This is a genomic window from Agarivorans sp. D1326 (assembly GCF_056958115.1).
In genome coordinates this window covers 41,650-60,387 of record NZ_JBTWEN010000006.1, presented here as the reverse complement: position 1 = coordinate 60,387, position 18,738 = coordinate 41,650, and the positions used below count along the sequence as shown (strand labels likewise).

At 44.0% G+C, this 18,738-nt stretch carries 18 protein-coding genes, 1 tRNA gene and 1 riboswitch; of the genes, 8 read left to right on the top strand and 11 right to left on the bottom strand.

The window, feature by feature from the left end:
• Nucleotides 1–4: 4 nt before the first annotated feature.
• The 4 genes from ACYFDN_RS12805 to cobT are packed head-to-tail and all read right to left on the bottom strand — an operon-like array spanning nucleotide 5 to nucleotide 2,831.
• Nucleotides 5–439: a lysozyme inhibitor LprI family protein gene (locus ACYFDN_RS12805; RefSeq protein ID WP_483511421.1), complete on the bottom strand. Its 435-nt coding sequence runs from the start codon at nucleotides 437–439 to the stop codon at nucleotides 5–7.
• A complete protein-coding gene (locus ACYFDN_RS12800) occupies nucleotides 420–1,004 on the bottom strand; it encodes a histidine phosphatase family protein (RefSeq protein ID WP_483511419.1) in 585 nt (194 codons plus the stop codon). The genes ACYFDN_RS12805 and ACYFDN_RS12800 overlap by 20 nt, the downstream gene beginning before the upstream one ends.
• Nucleotides 1,001–1,804 carry an adenosylcobinamide-GDP ribazoletransferase gene (locus tag ACYFDN_RS12795; protein WP_483511418.1) on the bottom strand — a complete coding sequence of 268 codons (804 nt, stop codon included), beginning with the start codon at nucleotides 1,802–1,804 and terminating at the stop codon, nucleotides 1,001–1,003. Before ACYFDN_RS12795 ends, ACYFDN_RS12800 begins: the two co-directional genes overlap by 4 nt.
• Complete coding sequence (gene cobT, locus ACYFDN_RS12790; protein ID WP_483511416.1) at nucleotides 1,791–2,831, bottom strand: nicotinate-nucleotide--dimethylbenzimidazole phosphoribosyltransferase; 1,041 nt, start codon at nucleotides 2,829–2,831, stop codon at nucleotides 1,791–1,793. Before cobT ends, ACYFDN_RS12795 begins: the two co-directional genes overlap by 14 nt.
• Nucleotides 2,832–2,971: 140 nt before the next feature.
• On the opposite strand from cobT, the gene ACYFDN_RS12785 reads away from it, so the two are divergent.
• The 3 genes from ACYFDN_RS12785 to purU all read left to right on the top strand — a co-directional run bounded on the left by ACYFDN_RS12785 (nucleotide 2,972) and on the right by purU (nucleotide 5,874).
• The gene (locus tag ACYFDN_RS12785; RefSeq protein ID WP_483511414.1) at nucleotides 2,972–4,453 is read left to right on the top strand and encodes a DUF3369 domain-containing protein; all 1,482 of its coding nucleotides are present in this window, start codon (nucleotides 2,972–2,974) and stop codon (nucleotides 4,451–4,453) included.
• 94 nt (nucleotides 4,454–4,547) lie between these two features.
• A complete protein-coding gene (locus tag ACYFDN_RS12780) occupies nucleotides 4,548–5,009 on the top strand; it encodes a YchJ family protein (RefSeq protein ID WP_249483608.1) in 462 nt (153 codons plus the stop codon).
• A gap of 28 nt (nucleotides 5,010–5,037) precedes the next feature.
• A complete protein-coding gene (purU, locus tag ACYFDN_RS12775; protein WP_016403715.1) occupies nucleotides 5,038–5,874 on the top strand; it encodes a formyltetrahydrofolate deformylase in 837 nt (278 codons plus the stop codon).
• Here the strand turns inward: purU and ACYFDN_RS12770 are convergent.
• Nucleotides 5,871–6,401: a VC2046/SO_2500 family protein gene (locus ACYFDN_RS12770; protein WP_472590446.1), complete on the bottom strand. Its 531-nt coding sequence runs from the start codon at nucleotides 6,399–6,401 to the stop codon at nucleotides 5,871–5,873. The genes purU and ACYFDN_RS12770 overlap by 4 nt on opposite strands.
• 164 nt (nucleotides 6,402–6,565) lie before the next feature.
• Between ACYFDN_RS12770 and ACYFDN_RS12765 the strand changes: the two genes are divergently transcribed.
• The 4 genes from ACYFDN_RS12765 to bamJ all read left to right on the top strand — a co-directional run bounded on the left by ACYFDN_RS12765 (nucleotide 6,566) and on the right by bamJ (nucleotide 10,551).
• Nucleotides 6,566–6,649, top strand: a tRNA-Tyr gene (locus ACYFDN_RS12765).
• A gap of 290 nt (nucleotides 6,650–6,939) precedes the next feature.
• A riboswitch (cyclic di-GMP riboswitch) is annotated at nucleotides 6,940–7,023 on the bottom strand.
• 169 nt (nucleotides 7,024–7,192) lie between these two features.
• Nucleotides 7,193–8,848, top strand: a complete 1,656-nt coding sequence (locus ACYFDN_RS12760) for a response regulator (RefSeq protein WP_483511413.1) — start codon at nucleotides 7,193–7,195, stop codon at nucleotides 8,846–8,848.
• A gap of 135 nt (nucleotides 8,849–8,983) precedes the next feature.
• Entirely contained in the window at nucleotides 8,984–9,964 is a 981-nt protein-coding gene (locus ACYFDN_RS12755; protein WP_483511412.1) for an ion channel, read from the top strand.
• Nucleotides 9,965–10,071: 107 nt separating this feature from the next.
• A complete protein-coding gene (bamJ, locus tag ACYFDN_RS12750) occupies nucleotides 10,072–10,551 on the top strand; it encodes a BamJ family beta-barrel-assembly machinery protein (protein WP_016403710.1) in 480 nt (159 codons plus the stop codon).
• 72 nt (nucleotides 10,552–10,623) lie between these two features.
• On the opposite strand, the gene ACYFDN_RS12745 is transcribed toward bamJ, so the two are convergent.
• The 6 genes from ACYFDN_RS12745 to ACYFDN_RS12720 all read right to left on the bottom strand — a co-directional run bounded on the left by ACYFDN_RS12745 (nucleotide 10,624) and on the right by ACYFDN_RS12720 (nucleotide 16,226).
• Entirely contained in the window at nucleotides 10,624–11,859 is a 1,236-nt protein-coding gene (locus ACYFDN_RS12745; protein ID WP_483511411.1) for a cystathionine gamma-synthase family protein, read from the bottom strand.
• Between the two features lie 91 nt (nucleotides 11,860–11,950).
• Nucleotides 11,951–13,093: a beta-aspartyl-peptidase gene (gene iadA, locus ACYFDN_RS12740; RefSeq protein WP_483511409.1), complete on the bottom strand. Its 1,143-nt coding sequence runs from the start codon at nucleotides 13,091–13,093 to the stop codon at nucleotides 11,951–11,953.
• Nucleotides 13,094–13,145: 52 nt separating this feature from the next.
• On the bottom strand, nucleotides 13,146–13,865 hold the full coding sequence (locus tag ACYFDN_RS12735; RefSeq protein ID WP_483511408.1) for an ABC transporter permease: 720 nt from the start codon (nucleotides 13,863–13,865) through the stop codon (nucleotides 13,146–13,148).
• A gap of 10 nt (nucleotides 13,866–13,875) precedes the next feature.
• Nucleotides 13,876–14,574, bottom strand: coding sequence for an ABC transporter permease (locus tag ACYFDN_RS12730; RefSeq protein ID WP_016403706.1), 699 nt, complete (start codon nucleotides 14,572–14,574; stop codon nucleotides 13,876–13,878).
• 57 nt (nucleotides 14,575–14,631) lie between these two features.
• Nucleotides 14,632–15,396: a transporter substrate-binding domain-containing protein gene (locus tag ACYFDN_RS12725; protein ID WP_472590441.1), complete on the bottom strand. Its 765-nt coding sequence runs from the start codon at nucleotides 15,394–15,396 to the stop codon at nucleotides 14,632–14,634.
• 59 nt (nucleotides 15,397–15,455) lie between these two features.
• Complete coding sequence (locus ACYFDN_RS12720) at nucleotides 15,456–16,226, bottom strand: ABC transporter ATP-binding protein (protein WP_016403704.1); 771 nt, start codon at nucleotides 16,224–16,226, stop codon at nucleotides 15,456–15,458.
• An 850-nt stretch (nucleotides 16,227–17,076) separates the two neighbouring features.
• Between ACYFDN_RS12720 and ACYFDN_RS12715 the strand changes: the two genes are divergently transcribed.
• Complete coding sequence (locus ACYFDN_RS12715) at nucleotides 17,077–18,618, top strand: DUF3360 family protein (RefSeq protein ID WP_338621840.1); 1,542 nt, start codon at nucleotides 17,077–17,079, stop codon at nucleotides 18,616–18,618.
• The last annotated feature ends 120 nt before the right edge of the window (nucleotides 18,619–18,738 follow it).

Below are 18,738 nucleotides of genomic sequence, written 5' to 3'. Positions count from 1 at the left end.
AAGGTTACCACTGGTGCAAACGGCTTAACCAATGCTGGGTAAGCTCTATCTCACAACTTAAATACTGGCTAGCCGAACCGCTGCCACCAGCCATCATTAAGCTTTCCCAAGCACACAAAGATTGTCGAAACTCACTAAACTCTATTTTGGCTTTTTCTAAAGCTTGAACTGCGCCTTGAGCCCCTTCACTAATAGACTCTAAGTCCATAGCTTGCTTATGCAGAACTACCAAGCGTTGCCTTACTTGGTGGTCAAGTTGGGCTAGGCTGTTCTCTAAACATGTATTCACCTCTGGCTTGGTAGCACGCTGCCAGCACTTACCAATAATGTTTACTTTAGGTTTATTGGCCAAGGTATTTTCTTCACTGGCTTGAGCTTGCCCCAGAGCAAATGTTAAAGGCACACATAAGATAACAAGTTTAGCGATTAAGGTATTCAATGGCGGCTCCATTAGAGGCAAATGTTATACAAGTTAAGGATCCAAATTTTAGTGCTATTTTGCTGGACTCAGCCACAGGTAAAGCTTGAATATCACCAACAATGGTACGAATAACCCCAGCATGAGTAAACCACACGTGGGTGGTATTTACTTCGCTAGTTTTAGATAACTGAGTTTGCCAAAAGCCTAGTATGCGTTGGCTAAACTCAGCAACGGTTTCGCCAGATTGACCAAGGCGATAGCCCTCTATATTATCAGCCCAAGCGTCCAGTTGATTGCGGGGAATGTCATCCCACTTACAGCCTTCCCATTGACCAAAACTTATTTCCTTCAGCGAATCTTGATACGCAATATCCTCCGGCACAAAAAGGCTTTCGGCCAACTGACTACAACGTAACAAAGGGCTAGCACACACTTCTGCTACCGAGTACTCGGCCAATAATTTTTGTAATCGTACTGTGGCTTGTTGCAGTTGTTCTGGTTTTGCTGGCATATCTAGCTGGCCGTAACAGCGGTTACTAGCAATATCTGGTTGGCTGTGGCGCACCAATAGCACTCGATTCACAGAATCAGGCCTGTATTAATAGCTGCAAGCAAACTGATATAAATGGCCACTTCGCTCAACTGCTGCTGTGCCCCTAAGGTATCCCCTGTATAACCAGCCAACTTAAGCTTTAGGTAGCGAGCCCACAATAGCGTGACTAGCAAGCAACTTAGCACCGCAAAAGCTAACATATTTAGCTCTAATAAAGCTGCTGGCACCGCAACCCAAAACAAGGCTAAAAGAAGCTCTTTGGAACCAATCGACTGAGCAACAGCTTTGGCCTTACTCGGCTCAGACGGCTCACGAACATAATCAAGTTTCCAGATAATAAGCACCGCGCTAAAGCGACTTAAGCTATGCGCTAGCCACAGCACCAATAAGAGTTCGGTGCTAATTAACGCCTGACTAAGGCTCAATAAGGCGCTAAATTTAATCGCCAATATGCTGCACAAACCTAGCACTCCGTAAGTGCCTAGGCGGGAGTCTTTCATAATTCGCAGCATTTGCTCTGGAGTATAGCCACCGCCAAAGCCATCACAGCAATCGGCAAAGCCATCTTCGTGAAATGCACCGGTGAGCCAGCAGCTGGCCGCCATCGAGAGCAATATAGCTAAGGGCGCGCCAAGTATGGGCATAAGCAATACAATGAGCCCAGCGCTAACTAAACCAACAATCCAGCCAACCAAGGGGAAATACGCCACACACTGGCTAAGACTTTGGCCACTGTATCTTACATTTTTCGGAACCGGGATCCGGCTAAAAAAACTGAGTGCATTAAACACTAAGTTCAGCTCATGTTTAGCGCGTTCAATCACGCTCACGACTCACGCCAGCAGAGTCAAACGAGGCCATTTCTTTTAAGAACACCAGCGCAGACTCAACCAGTGGATAAGCCAGCACGGCGCCACTTCCTTCACCCAAGCGCAGTGCTAAATCCAGCAAAGGCTTGGCCTCTAGTGCTTTAAGCAAGCGCTGATGAGCATGCTCTGCACCTTGGTGACAAAAAATCATGTATTGTGTTACCAAGGGGTTTATCTGGCTGGCCACCAAGGCAGCCGCAGAGCAAATAAAACCATCTACCAAAATAACGATGCGCCGATGAGCGGCTTCTAGCATCGCTCCCACCATGGCAGCAATTTCAAATCCGCCTACTTTGGCTAGCCATTGCTGCGCGCTGTATTCACCTTGATGGTATTGCATCGATTGTTGTAACACTGCCGTTTTATGCTGTAAGCCTTGATCATCTAAACCAGTTCCGCGACCAACACAGTCGCTAACATCCAGACCCAAGCAGCCGGCCATTATGGCAGCAGCACTAGCGGTGTTAGCAATGCCCATCTCGCCAAAAGCCAACAAATTCGAACCTTCACGTGCAGCTTGGGCAACCCGCTCAGCGCCAACGTCGATGGCTTGAAGGCATTGCTCTTTGCTCATTGCATCGGCATTCAAAAAACTCTTGGTGCCGTTTGCTACCTTACACAGTTGAACCCCTTGCTCAGACAAAAGCTGACCCACCCCAACATCAACGATCTCGAAGTCCAAACCATGTTGACGGCAAAATACGTTGACGGCGGCTCCACCATTAACAAAATTTTGTACCATTTGAGCAGTAACTTCTTGTGGGAAGGCGCTCACACCCTCAAGCGCAATACCATGGTCCGCAGCAAATACAATCATTTTAGGCTGGCGGATTTCAGGCTCTAAGGTCTGTTGAACTTGCCCTATTTGGCAGGCCAAACTTTCCAGTTGGCCAAGAGAACCTTGTGGCTTAGTTTTTAAATCAATCTTATTGATTAAGGCTTCAGCTAAGCCATGGTCTAGCGCTTCAATGACGAATTTATTATGCAAAATCAATTTCCTAGCAACATAAGTGCAATTGCTTAAGCTTAGCGTGTTTAATATCCAGTTTTAAGAAAAATATCCTAAGAATCGCTAGTAATTTCCTATACTGATGATAGAGGCCTTATTAACGAGTGAGGACAGTAGCAATGGATGATAGTGCTGAACTATTCCTGTTTGATGAAGAAGACGATACCGCTACCGAAACCCTAGAGCCAGCTCCCTGGAAGGTGCTAATTGTTGATGACGACAGCGAAATGCATACCGTCACGAAATTAGTATTAAACAACTTTTCTTATCAAGATCGAAAACTCAGCTTTATTGACGCCTATAACGCTGCCGAGGCTTATCAATTACTCAGTGAACACGGCGATGTTGCGATTGCATTAGTAGATGTTGTCATGGAAAGTGACGATGCGGGCTTATTGCTTATCGATGATATTCGCCAACGCCTTAACAACCACAAAATAAGACTAATTTTGCGCACCGGGCAACCCGGCTTAGCGCCCATTAGAGAGGTGATTCGCCGCTACGATGTGAGTGACTACAAAAACAAAACCGAGTTAAGCGATGTAAATTTAGACACTTTAATGTGCGCCTCCCTTCGTGCTTACCAAGAAATTACCGAACTGCATTCACAACGTAATAACCTGCGTGCGGTCATCAATTCCTCCAGCCATATTGAAAACTGCAAAAACGAGCAAAACTTGGCTATAGGCGTGTTTCATGAGCTAATTGACTTATTAACACAGCAAGATGCCAAACTTACCCTCAGTGGCTTAGCCTTAAGTGTTTACCGCTCCAAGCTTAAAGTACTGCATAGCGAAGGGAAGCTGGCTTATTTAGAAGAAGTTCGCAGCTTACATGAGCTACCAAGCCGAGTTCAGTCATTGCTTAACCAAGCGCAGCAAAATCAACAGCACAGTTTTGGCGAGAACAATGCGGTGTTTTATTTGCAAAATACTGATAGCGAACCTTTGATGTTCTACCTAGAAGGATGGAGCGACACCCAGCAGTTGCAGCTAGAACCACTTAACTATTTGATTCAAACTACGGCTGTGCGTCTAGAAAACCAGCACTTGCAAAAACAACTGGCTCACGGTCAACTTCGTCTGGTGGAGTTAATTCATCAGGCCATTCAAACCAAACAGTATAATACCGAGCAGCTTAGCAATATAGAACGCTATTGCGCTAAACTTGCTGCGGCTTATTCGCTCAGCGACCAACAATGTGAAGCATTAAACCAAGCCGCTAGCTTTTATGACCTAGCTAACCACGGCTTACCCGACGTGCTGCTTAGCTGTAACATGTTAAGCCAAGGGAGTTGGCAGCGCATTGCCGAACATTGCGAGCTACCAGATGCACTTAAAGATCCCGCAGTGCAACAGCAAATCGATGCAGCCCTTATCGTAGCTAATCAAAGCCAAGAACATTGGGATGGCAGTGGCCGACCACTAGGCCTAAGTGGTGAAGCCATTCATGTCTACGCCCGTATTGTCGCTTTAGCGGTATTTTTAAGTGAACAAACAGACCAGCAAGCAAGTTTGGCTCAGCTTGATTTAGCCAACAACCCACACTTTGATCCTCAATTAACCACATTTACGGTTAAGCACATGTTAAATCCTGATTAATAAGGCCAATTTGGCCAAACTATCACCAAGTTTCAGCTGCCTTATCGGCAGCTTCTTGCTACACTTCGCCCTTAGTCAAATTTGAGGTTTCCCTGTGTTAGTTTGCCCCTGCGGTAGCGGCAACGATTTTCTTCAGTGCTGTCAGCCCATCATCACCGGTGATTGCTTACCAACAAGTTGTGAGCAGTTAATGCGTTCTCGCTACACCGCGTTTACGCTGGGCGATGCTAGTTATTTATGGCAAACGCACCACTCGGACTATCGACAAGGCGATGCCCCACAACCTTCAACTAAAGAAGATTTAGGGCAATGGGAAAAGCTACAAATAATTTTTAGCTGTGACTTTAAAGATGGCCAAACAGGCATAGTGGAGTTTAAAGCTCATTATCGCGAACAGGGTCAACGACAAATTTTGCACGAGCGCTCTAACTTTAAGAAAGTTAATGAGCGTTGGTTTTATACTGATGGAGAGTTCGCCCCAAAAGCCTTGGCGCGTAATTCAGCTTGCCCCTGCGGAAGCGGCAAAAAGTTTAAACAGTGCTGTAATAAATCTTAACTTTAAAACTGAATAAATCGAAAACACAATGGAAAGAAAAATTCTATTAACCGAATGCCCAGACGCAAAAGGTTTAATCTCAAGCATTACCAATATATGTGCTAAGCACCAGCTTAACATTATTAAAAACAACGAGTTTGTTGATAACGATGCCAATCGCTTTTTTATGCGTACAGTATTAGAAGGCTACTTTAACGACCAAACTTTACTTGCCGATTTAGATGGCGCACTTCCAGCTGGAAGCACCCGTCGGCTAGAAAGTGCTGGGCGCAAACGTATTGTTATCATGGTAACCAAAGAAGCACATTGTTTGGGCGATCTACTCATGAAAGCCGTTTACGGTGATATGGATGTAGAAATTGCTGCAGTTGTTGGTAACTACGATAGCCTACGTACCTTGACGGAAAAATTTGATATTCCTTTCCATCATATTAGCCATGTAGATTTAAGCCGCGAAGAGCATGAGCAACAAGTTATTAAGGTAGTGCAGCAGTACCAACCAGACTACGTAGTACTTGCCAAGTACATGCGTATTCTTACGCCAGCTTTTGTTGAAGCCTTTAGCAACAAAATCTTAAACATTCATCACTCGTTTTTGCCAGCATTTATTGGTGCTAAGCCTTATAAACAAGCTTACGACCGAGGCGTAAAAATTATTGGTGCCACCGCCCACTTTGTAAACAACGATTTAGACGAAGGGCCAATAGTAGAGCAACATGTAATCCATGTTGATCATACTTACAGCGCCGAAGAAATGGCCAAAGCTGGCCGTGATGTAGAAAAAGCAGTATTAAGTAAAGCACTGCAGCAAGTGCTTGATGAAAAAGTATTTGTATACGGAAACCGTACCGTGGTGTTTCGTTAATTAAAGTACTTAACGCTAAGTGGCTTTGAGTAATCGAAGTCACTTAGTAGCTTGTACATGTCAGTACCCTTCACTTCCTTATCTATTTCTTGTTGCTGATCTGGCTTAGCCACTTGGTGTTTTACCCGGCTTAACAAATCCACGTTGTTCATTACCTCGTGAGGTAAACCGTCGACACTGTCTTCTGCACACGCCGCATAGCCGCCTAGAGCCTGTTCTAAACGAATTCGCGACGGCTCACCAGCATGTAGGTGCTTACTCCAATTAGCTTGCACTGGAAACTCATCATCTAGCGCTTTAAGAGCGCGAGCTTGAGCCAGTTGAAACTTATCACGTAAATCTTGCTGAACTTGTTCATGCTGTTGCTTTTGCATTGAAAACTGAGCTTGATCGCACACGTTTTGGCTAAGCATGCTAAGCAATAAATGAAAATGAGCCTGATCACCCTGCAAGGCACTTTGGTTAAGCGTATCGCCCAACTGCAGTTCATCACACAAGCTACTTTGTCTAATTTGCTCAACTAACATATTGCTCCTCCATTACCTTTATAGCTATCGGAAAAGCAGGCCAAAACTTTAGCAAATTTCGGCCAAATGCACAGATAATAAGCAAACAGTTATCTACCAATAAAAATGTCGCTGTTTTTGCTTTACAGCCCACCAAGTTCTGGTAATATGCCGCTCCACAAGCAGGAGGGGTTCCCGAGTGGCCAAAGGGAACAGATTGTAAATCTGTCGCGAAAGCTTCGGTGGTTCGAATCCACCTCCCTCCACCATATTGATAAAAAAAGACATCTTAGGATGTCTTTTTTTATACCCGAGATTTGCCTTAAGTATGCAATTAGCGCACAACAAAAATATTAAGTTGAGGCAATAACCAATAGATTTAAAAGTCTTAGGAGCAACAGCATTTAGAAACAAATGCTTAACAAGATAAGGCTGCAGAAACAAATACGCCAAGCTAATTTTAGCTTGGCGTTCCAACCAAATACGGAAAGTAATAAACGGTAAATAGACTAACTTACTAAGTAGAAAGATGTACATTGTGCAAATCTAACCACTCAACTAAGGCGGTCCAGCCATCTTAAGGTTGCCCTAAAGACCTGTAACTTTCCGACCTTGGATCACTCCAAGTTTGGCTTTGACTCAGCGCTGATGAGACCAAAAGACTCATCAACACCTCAATATTAAATCAAGCTTAGCTGTTTTTGCAAGGTTTAATAGCAGATACTACTACTGCGCTAACTGTCTATACTTACACTACTTTATCGCTTGGTAACTTATGCTAGGATAAGCCAAAAGGATTAGAACACTCAGTAATGGCAACGCAATACAATTACAGCGACAAGCAAATACTCATCGTTGATGACCAGCGAGCCTTTCAGGTTATGCTTAAGGCCATGTTGCAAAACTTTGGCGCAACCGACGTTTATTTCGCAAACACTGGCGAAGCCGCTGTAAGGGCGTGCAAAAAACGAAAATTCGACATCCTTCTAGTAGATTATAACCTTGGCACTGGCAAGAATGGTGGCCAGCTTTTAGAAGAGCTTCGTGTTAGCGAGTTGTTAGAAGTTGATGCTCTGTTTTTTATTATTAGTGGTGACAATAATAAAAGTATGGTGCTTAGTGCTCTAGAAATGGAGCCAGACGAGTTCATAACCAAACCATTTTCTCAGTTTCAGTTACACAACCGCCTAGCAAGAGCCCATGTAAAGCGTCAAAGTTTACGCGAGGTTTATCACGCATTATCAAAAAAACAGTATCAGCAAGTTATTGAACTGTGTGACAAACAGATTGAAGCCGAAAGCCGTTACAGCAACTATTGCCGTAACTTACGCGTTGAAGCGCAAATAGCCTTAGGAGAATACGCGGCAGCTAAAGAAGCACTAGAAGCCATACTAGAAGAGCGCAAACAAACCTGGGCGAAAGCCACCTTAGGTCGTGTTCACCTGTTACTAAAAGACAATAAAAGCGCGATTGAAACACTTAATCGTTCTATTGCAGAAAGCCCATTACTGCTCACCGGCTATGACTGGTTAGCTCGCGCTTACCGAGCAGACGGCGAGTTAGACAAAGCCTTAGAAACTGTACTTAAAGCCTCTAAGTTGGCGGTAAATAGTATTGAGCGCCAACAGTTGTTAGCCGAGCTTGCTATGGAAGCTGGCGATTTAACCCTAGCCAAAGAAACCTTTTCTACCATTTTGCAGCTTGCTAGGCGTTCTATACATCGTGGCCCTCATCATCTATGTAACTATGTACGCAGCCTAATAGATGAAGCGCAAAGTGAAGATGATTTGTATCGAAAAAATCGCTTACTGCAAGAAGTTAACTCTGTGCTATTTCATGCTAGGCGTGAAGAAGGCAAAGACGATGACTTTAACTTTGATGCCTTTGAAGGCATAAGCCAGGCTCGCGTGCACGCCACTAAAGGTGAGCTAAACAAAGCCAAGCGATTGCTATTTGATAGCCACGACGGTTTGTTAGATGCACCCAGCAAAGTAAGTGGTGAACTATTGCCCGACACCTTCTTAACCCTAAACTCTGTAGGCGAGTTTGAATACGCAATGCCCTTTGCCGAAGAACTAGAAAAACGCGATGACATCGATCCCATGTCCTTGTCCTCTGCGCACAAAGTATTAAAAGCTGAAGATTTTGAACTCAAACTTGGCCAGTTTCGTGAATACAATAAAATGGGCATCGAAGCATACGAAGAAAATCGCTTTCACGAGGCGACGAGCTATTTCGATAAGGCGTTACAAGTGGCCCCTGGCAACACCGGCGCAATCTTGAATAAAATCCAAGCCATACTAAAACAGCTTAATCAATCGGAAAAAGGGCTTAGCGGACAGCTTTTAAGTGACTGCAAAATTACCATTAAGTTACTCGATGGTCTTAAGTTAAACGACAACCACGCCGAGCGTTACTCAACATTAAAAAGTGAGTTCCAGCAACTCGGTAGCGGCAACAAAAAGTAGCAAGCAAGACTTGTTAGCCCCACATTTTAAGGCTGCTCGCAAAATCCTCCAATTGAAATACACTTAGCTTAAAGCCAGTGAATAAAACTGGCTAATAATCAAATTGTTGATTAATAGCTGGAGCGTTAGCCAAATATGGAGAAGTGCGGTCAATGTCTGTATCAAGATAGTTCTGGAGCCAACTGCAAGGAACCTGCTTTAGAAAGCGGGTTGTGTTTTTGGCATGATCCAGACGAGGACAAATGCGGCGAAGAAATCAAAGAGAAGCTAGAAAACCATGCTAAAAACGGCGGCATGCTTCAAGGTATCAGCCTAAAAAAAGCCAAACTAGCTGGTATTGATTTAGTTCGCTACAACAGCAAGCAAGGTTACGACCTTTCTGGCGCTGATCTCTATCGAAGTGACCTGAGAGGGGCACACCTTTTTAATATCAACCTGCAAAGCGGTAGCTTAATGAAAGCCGATTTGCGAGGAGCGAATTTAAATCATGCCGACCTAACAAAAACCAATTTGCTTGGTGCCAAAATGGACCAATGTAAATGCGATAGTCTGTGCGTTGGTGAAAGAGTACTTCAAGAGCAATTAGGCAGTGCCGCTGAGCAACAGCAAGATAATGAAGCCATGGCCGACTACTACCAACAAGCCGAGGAAGTGTATCGCGGCCTCCGTAAAACAGCCGAATCGGAAGGCTTGTTTACTACTGCTGGTGTGTTTTTGCGTAAAGAGCTCACCATGCGACGCTATCAAATGCCCAAATTCTCTTACCGGCGCGGAATATCCAAGCTGGTTGATTTGGTATGCGGCTACGGAGAACTGCCGATCCGCGTGGTATACACCTCTCTATTAATCATTTTGAGTTGCGCTATTATTTATTCGTTTACCGGGATTCATTTCAACGGAAATATCGTTTCACTCAGTGTTAATCAAAGCCTTGGGCAAAACGTTGTAGCGTTTTTTGAATGCTTGTATTACAGCGTGGTCACTTTTACCACCCTTGGTTATGGCGACTTTACCCCGGTTGGACTTTCCCGCATGTTCGCAGCCATTGAGGCCTTTAGTGGCAGCTTTATTATTGCCTTGTTTGTTGTGGTATTTGTAAAAAAAATGACCCGCTAGTGCTGTTAAGGCGAGTTTTCTTAGATAAGCAGTGCTTTTTAACTAGCACTTTCGTAAAGTTAGATTAACATTTATCTTTTACTCAACACCCTAGTAAGGAATCGACTTTGAAATTTGTGGTTCTCGCTCTACTCGCTATTTTTGTGATTGTATTTATTCTCCGCGCCAATAATAACGCAAAAGCGGTTAAACAAAACCGTCAGTTAGGCCACGACTTTCTTGCTGAAAACGCTAAAAAAGACGGTGTAATAACCACAGAATCTGGATTGCAGTACCTAATCCTTGAAGATGTTGTAGAAGGCGCTGAGAAACCTTCTGCAAACAGCACAGTAACCGTTCATTACCATGGAACTTTGTTAAGCGGCTTAGTGTTTGATAGTTCAGTAGAACGTCAACGCCCTGCTCAGTTCCCGCTAGGGCAAGTTATCGCGGGCTGGACCGAAGGCTTACAATATATGAGTGTGGGCGAGAAATTCCGTTTCTTTATTCCAAGCCAATTGGCTTACGGCGACCGCAGCGTGTCATCAATTCCAGCCGGCTCTACCTTAATTTTTGAAGTGGAGTTGCTATCAATAGATAGTAAGTAAACTTATCGGATACTTCAGGTAAATGTAAAAAGCCTTGGCGTGACCAAGGCTTTTTTGTATCAGCTTTCTTTACTAAGAACTGGCTAACGCTTGCTCAAAGTCCTTGAGTAAGTCTTCAGTATCTTCAATACCAATTGAGCAGCGGATCATTGTTTCACTGATTCCCGATGCTTGACGTGCCTCTAAGCCCATTTCAAAGTAAATGGTTTGGGCAACAGGCAAGGCCAAAGTTCGGTTATCCCCTAAATGGGTCGCGTTAATTACGATATTGGTTTTATCCAAAAACTCTGTGCTGTTGATACCATCAACTAAATCAAAGCTCACCAATGCGCCATAGTGCTTAAACAAGTCACTTGCTCGTTGATGCTGAGGGTGAGAAGCCAAGCCTGGGTAATACACCTTAGCCACTTTAGGGTGTTCATCTAACATCTTGGCTAAGGCCAAGGCATTAGCACATTGGCGTTCCATACGCAGGGCCATGGTCTCTGCCCCTACCGACAATAAATGCGCAGCTTGCGAGCTCAAAGCGCCTCCAAAGTCTCGCAGGCCTTTTTTCTTAATTTGGTTAATGCCCCACATCTTAGGGTCGCCACTGCGATAACCTTCAAAAATATTGGGGTAAGCACTCCAATCAAATAAACCTGTATCACTTACCGAGCCACCCAATGCATTACCATGGCCGCCAACATACTTTGATAACGAGGTAATGATTAAGCTGGCGCCTACAGACTTAGGCTGAAAAAGGTAAGAAGAGGTTAAGGTATTATCCACTACGTAAACCAAACCTCGTTGCTCACATAGCTTTCCAATCCCTGCTAAATCAACTATCTGGGTGGCAGGGTTAGCAATGGTTTCGACAAACACCATTTTGGTGTTGGCTTGGCAAGCCTGCTCTACTGCGTCACTGCTTGTGGCATCCACTAAGGTCACTTCAATGCCATAACCTTTTAGCGTGCCAAATATGCTGCTGGTGTTACCAAATAAAAAACGACTCGCTACGATGTGATCGCCAGCCTTTAGCAAGGTTAAAAACACCGTACCAATGGCCGCCATACCGGTACCAAATACTAAGCTGGCAACACTCTCATCAAGCATGGCTATTTTGCGTTGTAAGTAATCGAGAGTAGGAGTTGATTGGCGCGCATAAGCATGGCCAACTTGCTTGCCTTGAAATACATCCACCAAGTCTTGAGTGGCAGCGTATCCATAAGGTACCGAGTTATGAATTGGCGCGTGAACAGCGCCTTCCTCTACGCCAGCTAAACGGTCGCAGTGAACCAGCTGTGTTGTGAATCCTTTAAAGCTCATAGGGCTACTTCTAGTAAAAACCAAGTGCCGCTATTATGCCTTAGCCAAGGTCTAAAAACGAGCAGCCCTCAGCCAGTGGCTCTAGCAAATTCTACTCAGCCCAAATACTTTGGCCTTTGGCAAACACTTGCTTGATCGCTAAAGATTGCTGGTCAAGAACTACTAAATCGGCGTCAAAGCCTACTGCTAATTGACCTTTATTTCTTAAGCCCAAAATCTTAGCAGGGTTACGACTAATCACCGACAGCGCAATATCTAAAGGCACTTGATAAGACTGAACAGCTTCTTTAGCAGCCAGGTATAAACTCTCTAGTTTTCCCGCTTGCATCCCCACTAACTCACCAGCATCATCAAACAGCGGTAAACTCGCATTAGCATCTGAGCTAAAGCTCACTCGTTGCCAATCTAAGCCCTTATCAACAATGGTTTTAAGCGCTTGAGGGCAGCTTACCTCGCCTTCTTCGATAAACTGCGGAATAGTGCTAGTAGTGAAATCGATAGCACCGCCCTCACTCAAAAACGCTAGGGCGTCGTTAAACAAGGCCTGATTACGATTACAATGGGTAGGATAGAGCTGGGTGATTGATAAATCAGATTGCTTAACAATCTCTCGCAGTAGATTTAATTTTCCTTTTCCATCACCAACGTGGAAAAAGCTAATACCCTTTTTACCCGACAATAGTCCGGCTACGCGCGCCTCGGCGGCCACTGCGGTAAAAGCTTGTACCGAGGCCTGACTGGCTCGATGATCAGCAATGGCTAGCTCACCTACACCTATCATCTCAGGAATTAATACAATGTCTTGCTCGATGCTTCCGGTGATGGTTTTAACCGGCAGATGATAGGAGCCGGTGTAGCAATAGCAGCTTAAGCCCATTGCACTTAATTCTCGTGCTTTACCTAATACTTGCGCTGGAGTGCGGGTAACACTATCGGTACCTAATGCGCCTACTAAAGTAGTAACACCAGTGGGTGCGGCATTTTCAAAACTAAGCTCTGCAGTGCGATAAGCAAAGCCCCCTTCACCACCGCCGCCGGTAAAGTGGACTAAGGCATCAACAAAACCAGGGGCTAGGATGCTACCTGATAAATCAATACTGTCTACTAAGCCATGACTGGCCTTAAGCTCAATATTCGGTGCAAGCTGCAAAATGCTACCATTAGCCAACAAAACATCCATTAAGCCTAGAGCTTCAGGTGCGTACACCTGTGCATTTTTAAGTAAAGTGAGCATAGCTATCTTCTTAATCCCAAACAAAAAAGGGGCCTAGGCCCCTTTGTAAAACTTAACTTAGCGGCCGTAAATGGCGATGCCAGCGTTTTTCCCAATGCTTAAAGCCATATACCAGCAAAAAGGTCACCGATAAGTAGATAAGCGCTGCAAAGGTAAAGGCTTCAAAGGGTGCGTAGTATTTAGCATATACATCACGAGCAGCACCAGTAAGGTCAATAATAGTTACCACACTGGCAATCGAACTAGCGTGCAGCATAAAAATTACTTCGTTGCTGTAAGCGGGCAATGCTCGGCGAAGCGCACTTGGCAAAATGATCCTGCGCATCGCCTTACCATTAGACATACCGTAAGCTTTGGCAGCTTCGATCTCACCACGTGGCGTTGCAACAATCGCACCTCGGAAAATCTCGGTGGTATATGCCGCAGTGTTCAATACAAAGGCCAATAAACAAGGATAAAACGCTTCTCGCACTATCGGCCAAAACATTGAATCTTGAATACCCTCAATATAGGTCACGCCATAGTAGATGATGTATAGCTGAATCAGTAAGGGAGTACCACGAAATATATAGGTAAATACCCAGACACTGCGGCTAATTAAAAAGTTGTCGGAGGCACGCATAATGGCAAGGGGAATTGCCAGAATTAGGCCTAATATTAGCGACAAAAATACCAATTGAACGGTCATCACTAAACCGTCCCAGTACCCTAACACGGTGGTTAAAGTAAAAATGTCATTATTGGCGAGTATGTTCTCGATAGTTTCATACATAATTAAGCGCTTACCTCACCGTACCAGCACTAAAACGAATTTCTAATCGTTTTAGGAAAATTTCAGAAACACTAGTAAGTGCAAGGTATACAAAGGCCACTGGAATAAAGAACAAAAATGGTTCGTGTACCGCGCCTGCAGCTTCTTTGGCTAGGCGAACCATATCAGCTAGACCAATTACCGAAACCAATGCTGTCGTTTTCACCAATACCAACCAATTATTACCAATGCCCGGAATAGCGTGACGCATCATTTGCGGCACGGTAATACGACGAAATACCTGCAAGCTACTCATACCATAAGCTTTACCGGCTTCAATCTGGCCGTTATCTACAGCGAGAAAAGCACCGCGAAAGGTTTCCGCCATGTAGGCACCAAAAATAAATCCAATGGTGGTTACACCCGCCACAAACTCATTGATATTGATGTAATAATCGATGTCAAAGTTGTCGTATAACCAATCAGAAAACACATTCATCATGATTTGCGCGCCAAAGAAAATAAGCAGCATTAACACTAAGTCGGGCACACCGCGAATAACGGTGGTGTAAACCACGGCAACGCCATTAGCAATACGGTTTTTTGATAAACGCGCCACCGCTGCCAACATGCCTAAAATTAGCGCTACAGCCAATGATAAGAAGGCAACTTCGATAGTGACAATCGCCCCCATAAATATTGAAGGGCCGTAACCATGAAGATCTAACATAATGAGTCTCTTAGAAAGTTAACCCGAGCTGGGCTCGGGTTAATGGTAGTGCAAGGCTTACTTCTTGATACTGTAATCGAAGTATTTTTCGTTGATTTTGTCGTATACACCGTTAGTTTTAACGGTAGCTAAGGCCTTGTTGAACATTTCAATTAGTTCGCCATCACGCTTACGTGCAGCAACACCTACACCTTCACCTAGCTGTACGTTGTCGCCTAACACTTTAAAGTCTGCGCCTTTCTCAACTTCAATAATCGTGCTAATGCCTACAGGGAAATCGATAACTACAACGTCTAAACGGCCACCGTGAAGGTCAACCACTAGATCATCACCGGTAGTGTAACGTTTAATATCAGCTACTTTTGAGTAGTTGTCTGTTGCGTAAGTATCTTGAATAGTACCGCGCTGAACACCCACACGTAGGCCTTTAAGAGTTTCTGGTTTAGCTGGGTCAACTTCGCTTGCTTTAGGGCCAAAGAAACCGGTAGGTGTGTTGTAGTAAGGTTCTGAGAACAATACCTTTTTCGCACGGTCTTCGTTAATAGACATAGAAGAGAAAATTGCATCGTACTTACGTGCTAGTAGGCCAGGAATGATTCCATCCCATGCTTGAATTACCCACTCACACTTAACTTTCATTTCTTCACAAACCGCGTTACCTAGGTCAATTTCAAAACCAGTTAGTGAGCCATCAGGAGCTTTGTACTCAAACGGTTCGTAAGGCACATCTACTGCTAAACGAACTACTTCCCAGTCTTTTGCTTCAACTGCTGTAGTACTTAGTGCAATTGCACCAATCATCGCGACTAATGTTTTTTTCATTTTTTACTCCGTGTTGTTTGCTTTAAGCGAGTTAACGCTTGTCTTCCATAGTTATAATTTTAGTATTTTGGGGCTAGAAATTGTTTCATGCGCTCAGAATCTGGATTTTCGAATACTTTTTGTGGGGAACCACGCTCTTCCACTATGCCTTGATGGAGAAATAACACCTGATTGGATACGTCACGCGCAAAGGCCATTTCGTGAGTCACAACCAACATCGTGCGTCCCTCTTCAGCCAAACTACGCATTACTTTAAGCACTTCACCCACCAATTCAGGGTCAAGTGCGGAAGTTGGCTCATCAAATAACATAACTTCAGGGTTCATTGCCAAAGCTCGAGCTATTGCAGCCCGTTGCTGCTGTCCACCCGACATATGGGCTGGGTAGTAATCTTTTCGGTCGTGCAAACCTACGCGCTCCAACAGGCCTTCAGCTTGCTCGATAGCTTCTTTCTTGGGGATGCCCAATACATGAACCGGCGCTTCAATTATGTTTTCTAATACGGTCATGTGTGACCAGAGGTTAAAGCCTTGAAACACCATCGAGAGTTTAGAGCGAATTCGTTCAACTTGCTTATTGTCAGAGGGTAAACGCTCACCATTGCGTAGGTGCTTAAAGCCAATTTTTTCACTGTGAAGTGCGATATCCCCTTGGGTTGGGATCTCAAGTAGATTCATGCAGCGTAAAAAAGTGCTTTTGCCAGAACCAGAAGAACCGATGATAGAAATCACATCGCCTTTGTTTGCGGTAAGGTCAATACCTTTAAGTACTTCGTTATCGCCAAACACCTTGTGGATATTTGATGCTTCTAGTGCAGCCACATCACTCATATTTTATGTTTACCTTGTTAATGACTGCCTAAGCAACCAGCCTTGTTTCCTAAGGCGCGTAGTTATTGTTAAATAATTTGTTACACGTTCAACCCAACGAAAAGTATCATCGCGAAAGACAAAACTCAACATTTTATGGGGCAATTGGCGCTCTTATGATTACAAAACACCCTATTAAGCTAATTTATTAGCATCTTTATATTCAACCAGTCTGCATAGATACGCTATATAACGCCCGCGCAACGAATTTAATTTCAGTTTTAGAATTTTAGCTCGATATACATCAATAATAGGCCTTTTAGTTCAGTTTGCGGTTAGCGCCGCAATTGCTGTTGCGTAATTGTAAAATAGCACTCTAAGATTAAGCGTAAATAAGTGAGCCAGCTCTCATTACTAAGCCCACTATTTTAGTAAGTAAATTACAGAATAAAGCCCATAACTTCGACTATGTTTCGCTTTACCCTGCAAATAAGTAGTAAAATTACACAAATTATGGGCTTTTTTGACACAGATCAAATTCCGAATCTTGCTTACTTTGATACAATTTTGCTATCAAAAGTAGCAGGTAGAAGTTGTGGTTAAGAACTACAAAACAAGCGGCCTAAGTATTACTAACAACAATATTCAAAATTGCCGAATTTTGTGTTTCTTTCATATTTCTTTAATACAGTTAATCACAGCACTTTCTAACTTTAGCTGCATACTGTTAATTCACGTTTTATACTCACTATCCTTATATGTTGTTCGTCCCATTGAGACGATTATCGCGAGTGAGAAGGATCTCAGGCTTAGTAACACCTAATAAGCACCTGCGATTTACCGGTTTTTATATTTGTTTTTTGAGGAAACTATGTCTAGTAACAACCACCAGTCTCAAGACGAAGAACTGAGCTATTCAGAAGCACACCGCCCTGCTTCTGAGTTTGAAACTCGTTCCGACTACTTAGACCACGAACTAAAAATCATGAAGCCTCGCCGCTGGGGCTTAAATTTGCCAGGTCGTGACTTCCGCTTCGAATGGGAAGATTTGGTGCCAGCCATTGCCGGTACTATTGGCATTATTGCAATGTACTCTGCAGTAATGATGGCATGGGCAGATGGCCTAACCGAACGTTGGGACCACATTAATCTAGGTACCGAGTTTGCTATTGAAGTAGCTCGAGTAGAAATGCTTATCCCTGCGTTACTTTTCTGTGTATTAGCTTCGGGGATATTTAACCCGCGCGCTAACCTTGCAGGTAACCATGGTCCAATGATTCCATTGATTGGCGCCATCGCTTTAGCAGGTGCTCACCCACTTGCATTAGCAATCTTACTTGGTGTGTTTGGTTTACTTCTTAGCTTCTTTAAAGGTGGCTCTAAACTGGTGAACTTAACCAGTGAAGGTGTTGCTGGCGGCTTGCTGGTATTCCTTGGCTTTGGCGGCACCATGTCAATGATTGGTGACATTCAATCTTGGTCTAAAGGTCTTGAATCTGTTGATGCAGGTATTGCTGCAGGCGAGATGGGCTATGTAGGCTTAGTTGTTTTAGCCGCTACCATTGTATTGTATGCATTCTTGGCAAAAATCGGTAAACGCTGGTTAGCGATTCCAGCCTGTGCGGTTATGGGCCTAGCAATTGCCTTAGCATTTGGCGCAGGTTTTGACCTTACCTTTAAAACAGAGATGGGCCTACCTAACCTAAACCCAGTTTACTGGTGGGGCTCTACTGAGCAAGGTTGGCAGTTAGGTTTACCTAACATGGAACACTTTATCGCTTCACTACCGTTTGCAATTTTAGCTGTAGCGATGTGGTCACCAGACTTCCTAGGTCACCGTATTTTCCAAGAACTAAACTACCCACGCGGTACAGACAAAGTATTAATGGATGTTGATGACACCATGACTACTTGTTCAGTTCGCCAGATTGTAGGTACAGCTGTAGGTGGTGGTAACATTACATCTAGCTGGGGTACTTACATGATTCCAGCCGCTATTGCTAAACGCCCAATTCCTGGCGGTGCAATTTTGCTTGGTTCACTATGTATCATCATTGCAATTTTAGGCTTCCCAATGGACGTTGCGGTTTGGCCTCCAGTAATGAAGATTGCTCTACTAGTAGGTGTGTTCTTGCCGTTACTAGAAGCAGGCATGCAAATGATTAAAGACACTAAAGATTCACAATCTGCTGGTATCTGTATCTTTGCTGCAGCGGTAACTAACCCTGTGTTAGCTTGGGCACTAACTATGTTGTTAGATAACAATGGCTTAATTGGTGATAAAGAACGTCCGAAGAAGCTGTCTTTTGCAGACCGCATTATTATCCCTGCTACCGTATTATTGATTTGTTTTGTAGCCATGATGGCTGTAGGTATGCTGGAAGGTAAATACGGAATTCCAGCACTGTTGTAATTTAAATTTTTACCCCTTGGAACTAGCACTATACTTGTTCCAAGGGCTTAAGATAGTGGCTCTTTAGCTATCTGATAAACCATAGAATATTTATTTGTATACCAACTTATAGGTGGGACA

Bases quoted from the DNA above. Each gene is read 5' to 3' on its own strand.
- ACYFDN_RS12785 (WP_483511414.1), top strand. From the start codon at position 2,972: ATGGATGATAGTGCTGAACTATTCCTGTTTGATGAAGAAGACGATACC.
- purU (WP_016403715.1), top strand. From the start codon at position 5,038: ATGGAAAGAAAAATTCTATTAACCGAATGCCCAGACGCAAAAGGTTTA.
- ACYFDN_RS12770 (WP_472590446.1), bottom strand. From the start codon at position 6,401: ATGTTAGTTGAGCAAATTAGACAAAGTAGCTTGTGTGATGAACTGCAG.
- ACYFDN_RS12760 (WP_483511413.1), top strand. From the start codon at position 7,193: ATGGCAACGCAATACAATTACAGCGACAAGCAAATACTCATCGTTGAT.
- ACYFDN_RS12755 (WP_483511412.1), top strand. From the start codon at position 8,984: ATGGAGAAGTGCGGTCAATGTCTGTATCAAGATAGTTCTGGAGCCAAC.
- ACYFDN_RS12745 (WP_483511411.1), bottom strand. From the start codon at position 11,859: ATGAGCTTTAAAGGATTCACAACACAGCTGGTTCACTGCGACCGTTTA.
- iadA (WP_483511409.1), bottom strand. From the start codon at position 13,093: ATGCTCACTTTACTTAAAAATGCACAGGTGTACGCACCTGAAGCTCTA.
- ACYFDN_RS12735 (WP_483511408.1), bottom strand. From the start codon at position 13,865: ATGTATGAAACTATCGAGAACATACTCGCCAATAATGACATTTTTACT.
- ACYFDN_RS12730 (WP_016403706.1), bottom strand. From the start codon at position 14,574: ATGTTAGATCTTCATGGTTACGGCCCTTCAATATTTATGGGGGCGATT.
- ACYFDN_RS12725 (WP_472590441.1), bottom strand. From the start codon at position 15,396: ATGAAAAAAACATTAGTCGCGATGATTGGTGCAATTGCACTAAGTACT.
- ACYFDN_RS12720 (WP_016403704.1), bottom strand. From the start codon at position 16,226: ATGAGTGATGTGGCTGCACTAGAAGCATCAAATATCCACAAGGTGTTT.
- ACYFDN_RS12715 (WP_338621840.1), top strand. From the start codon at position 17,077: ATGTCTAGTAACAACCACCAGTCTCAAGACGAAGAACTGAGCTATTCA.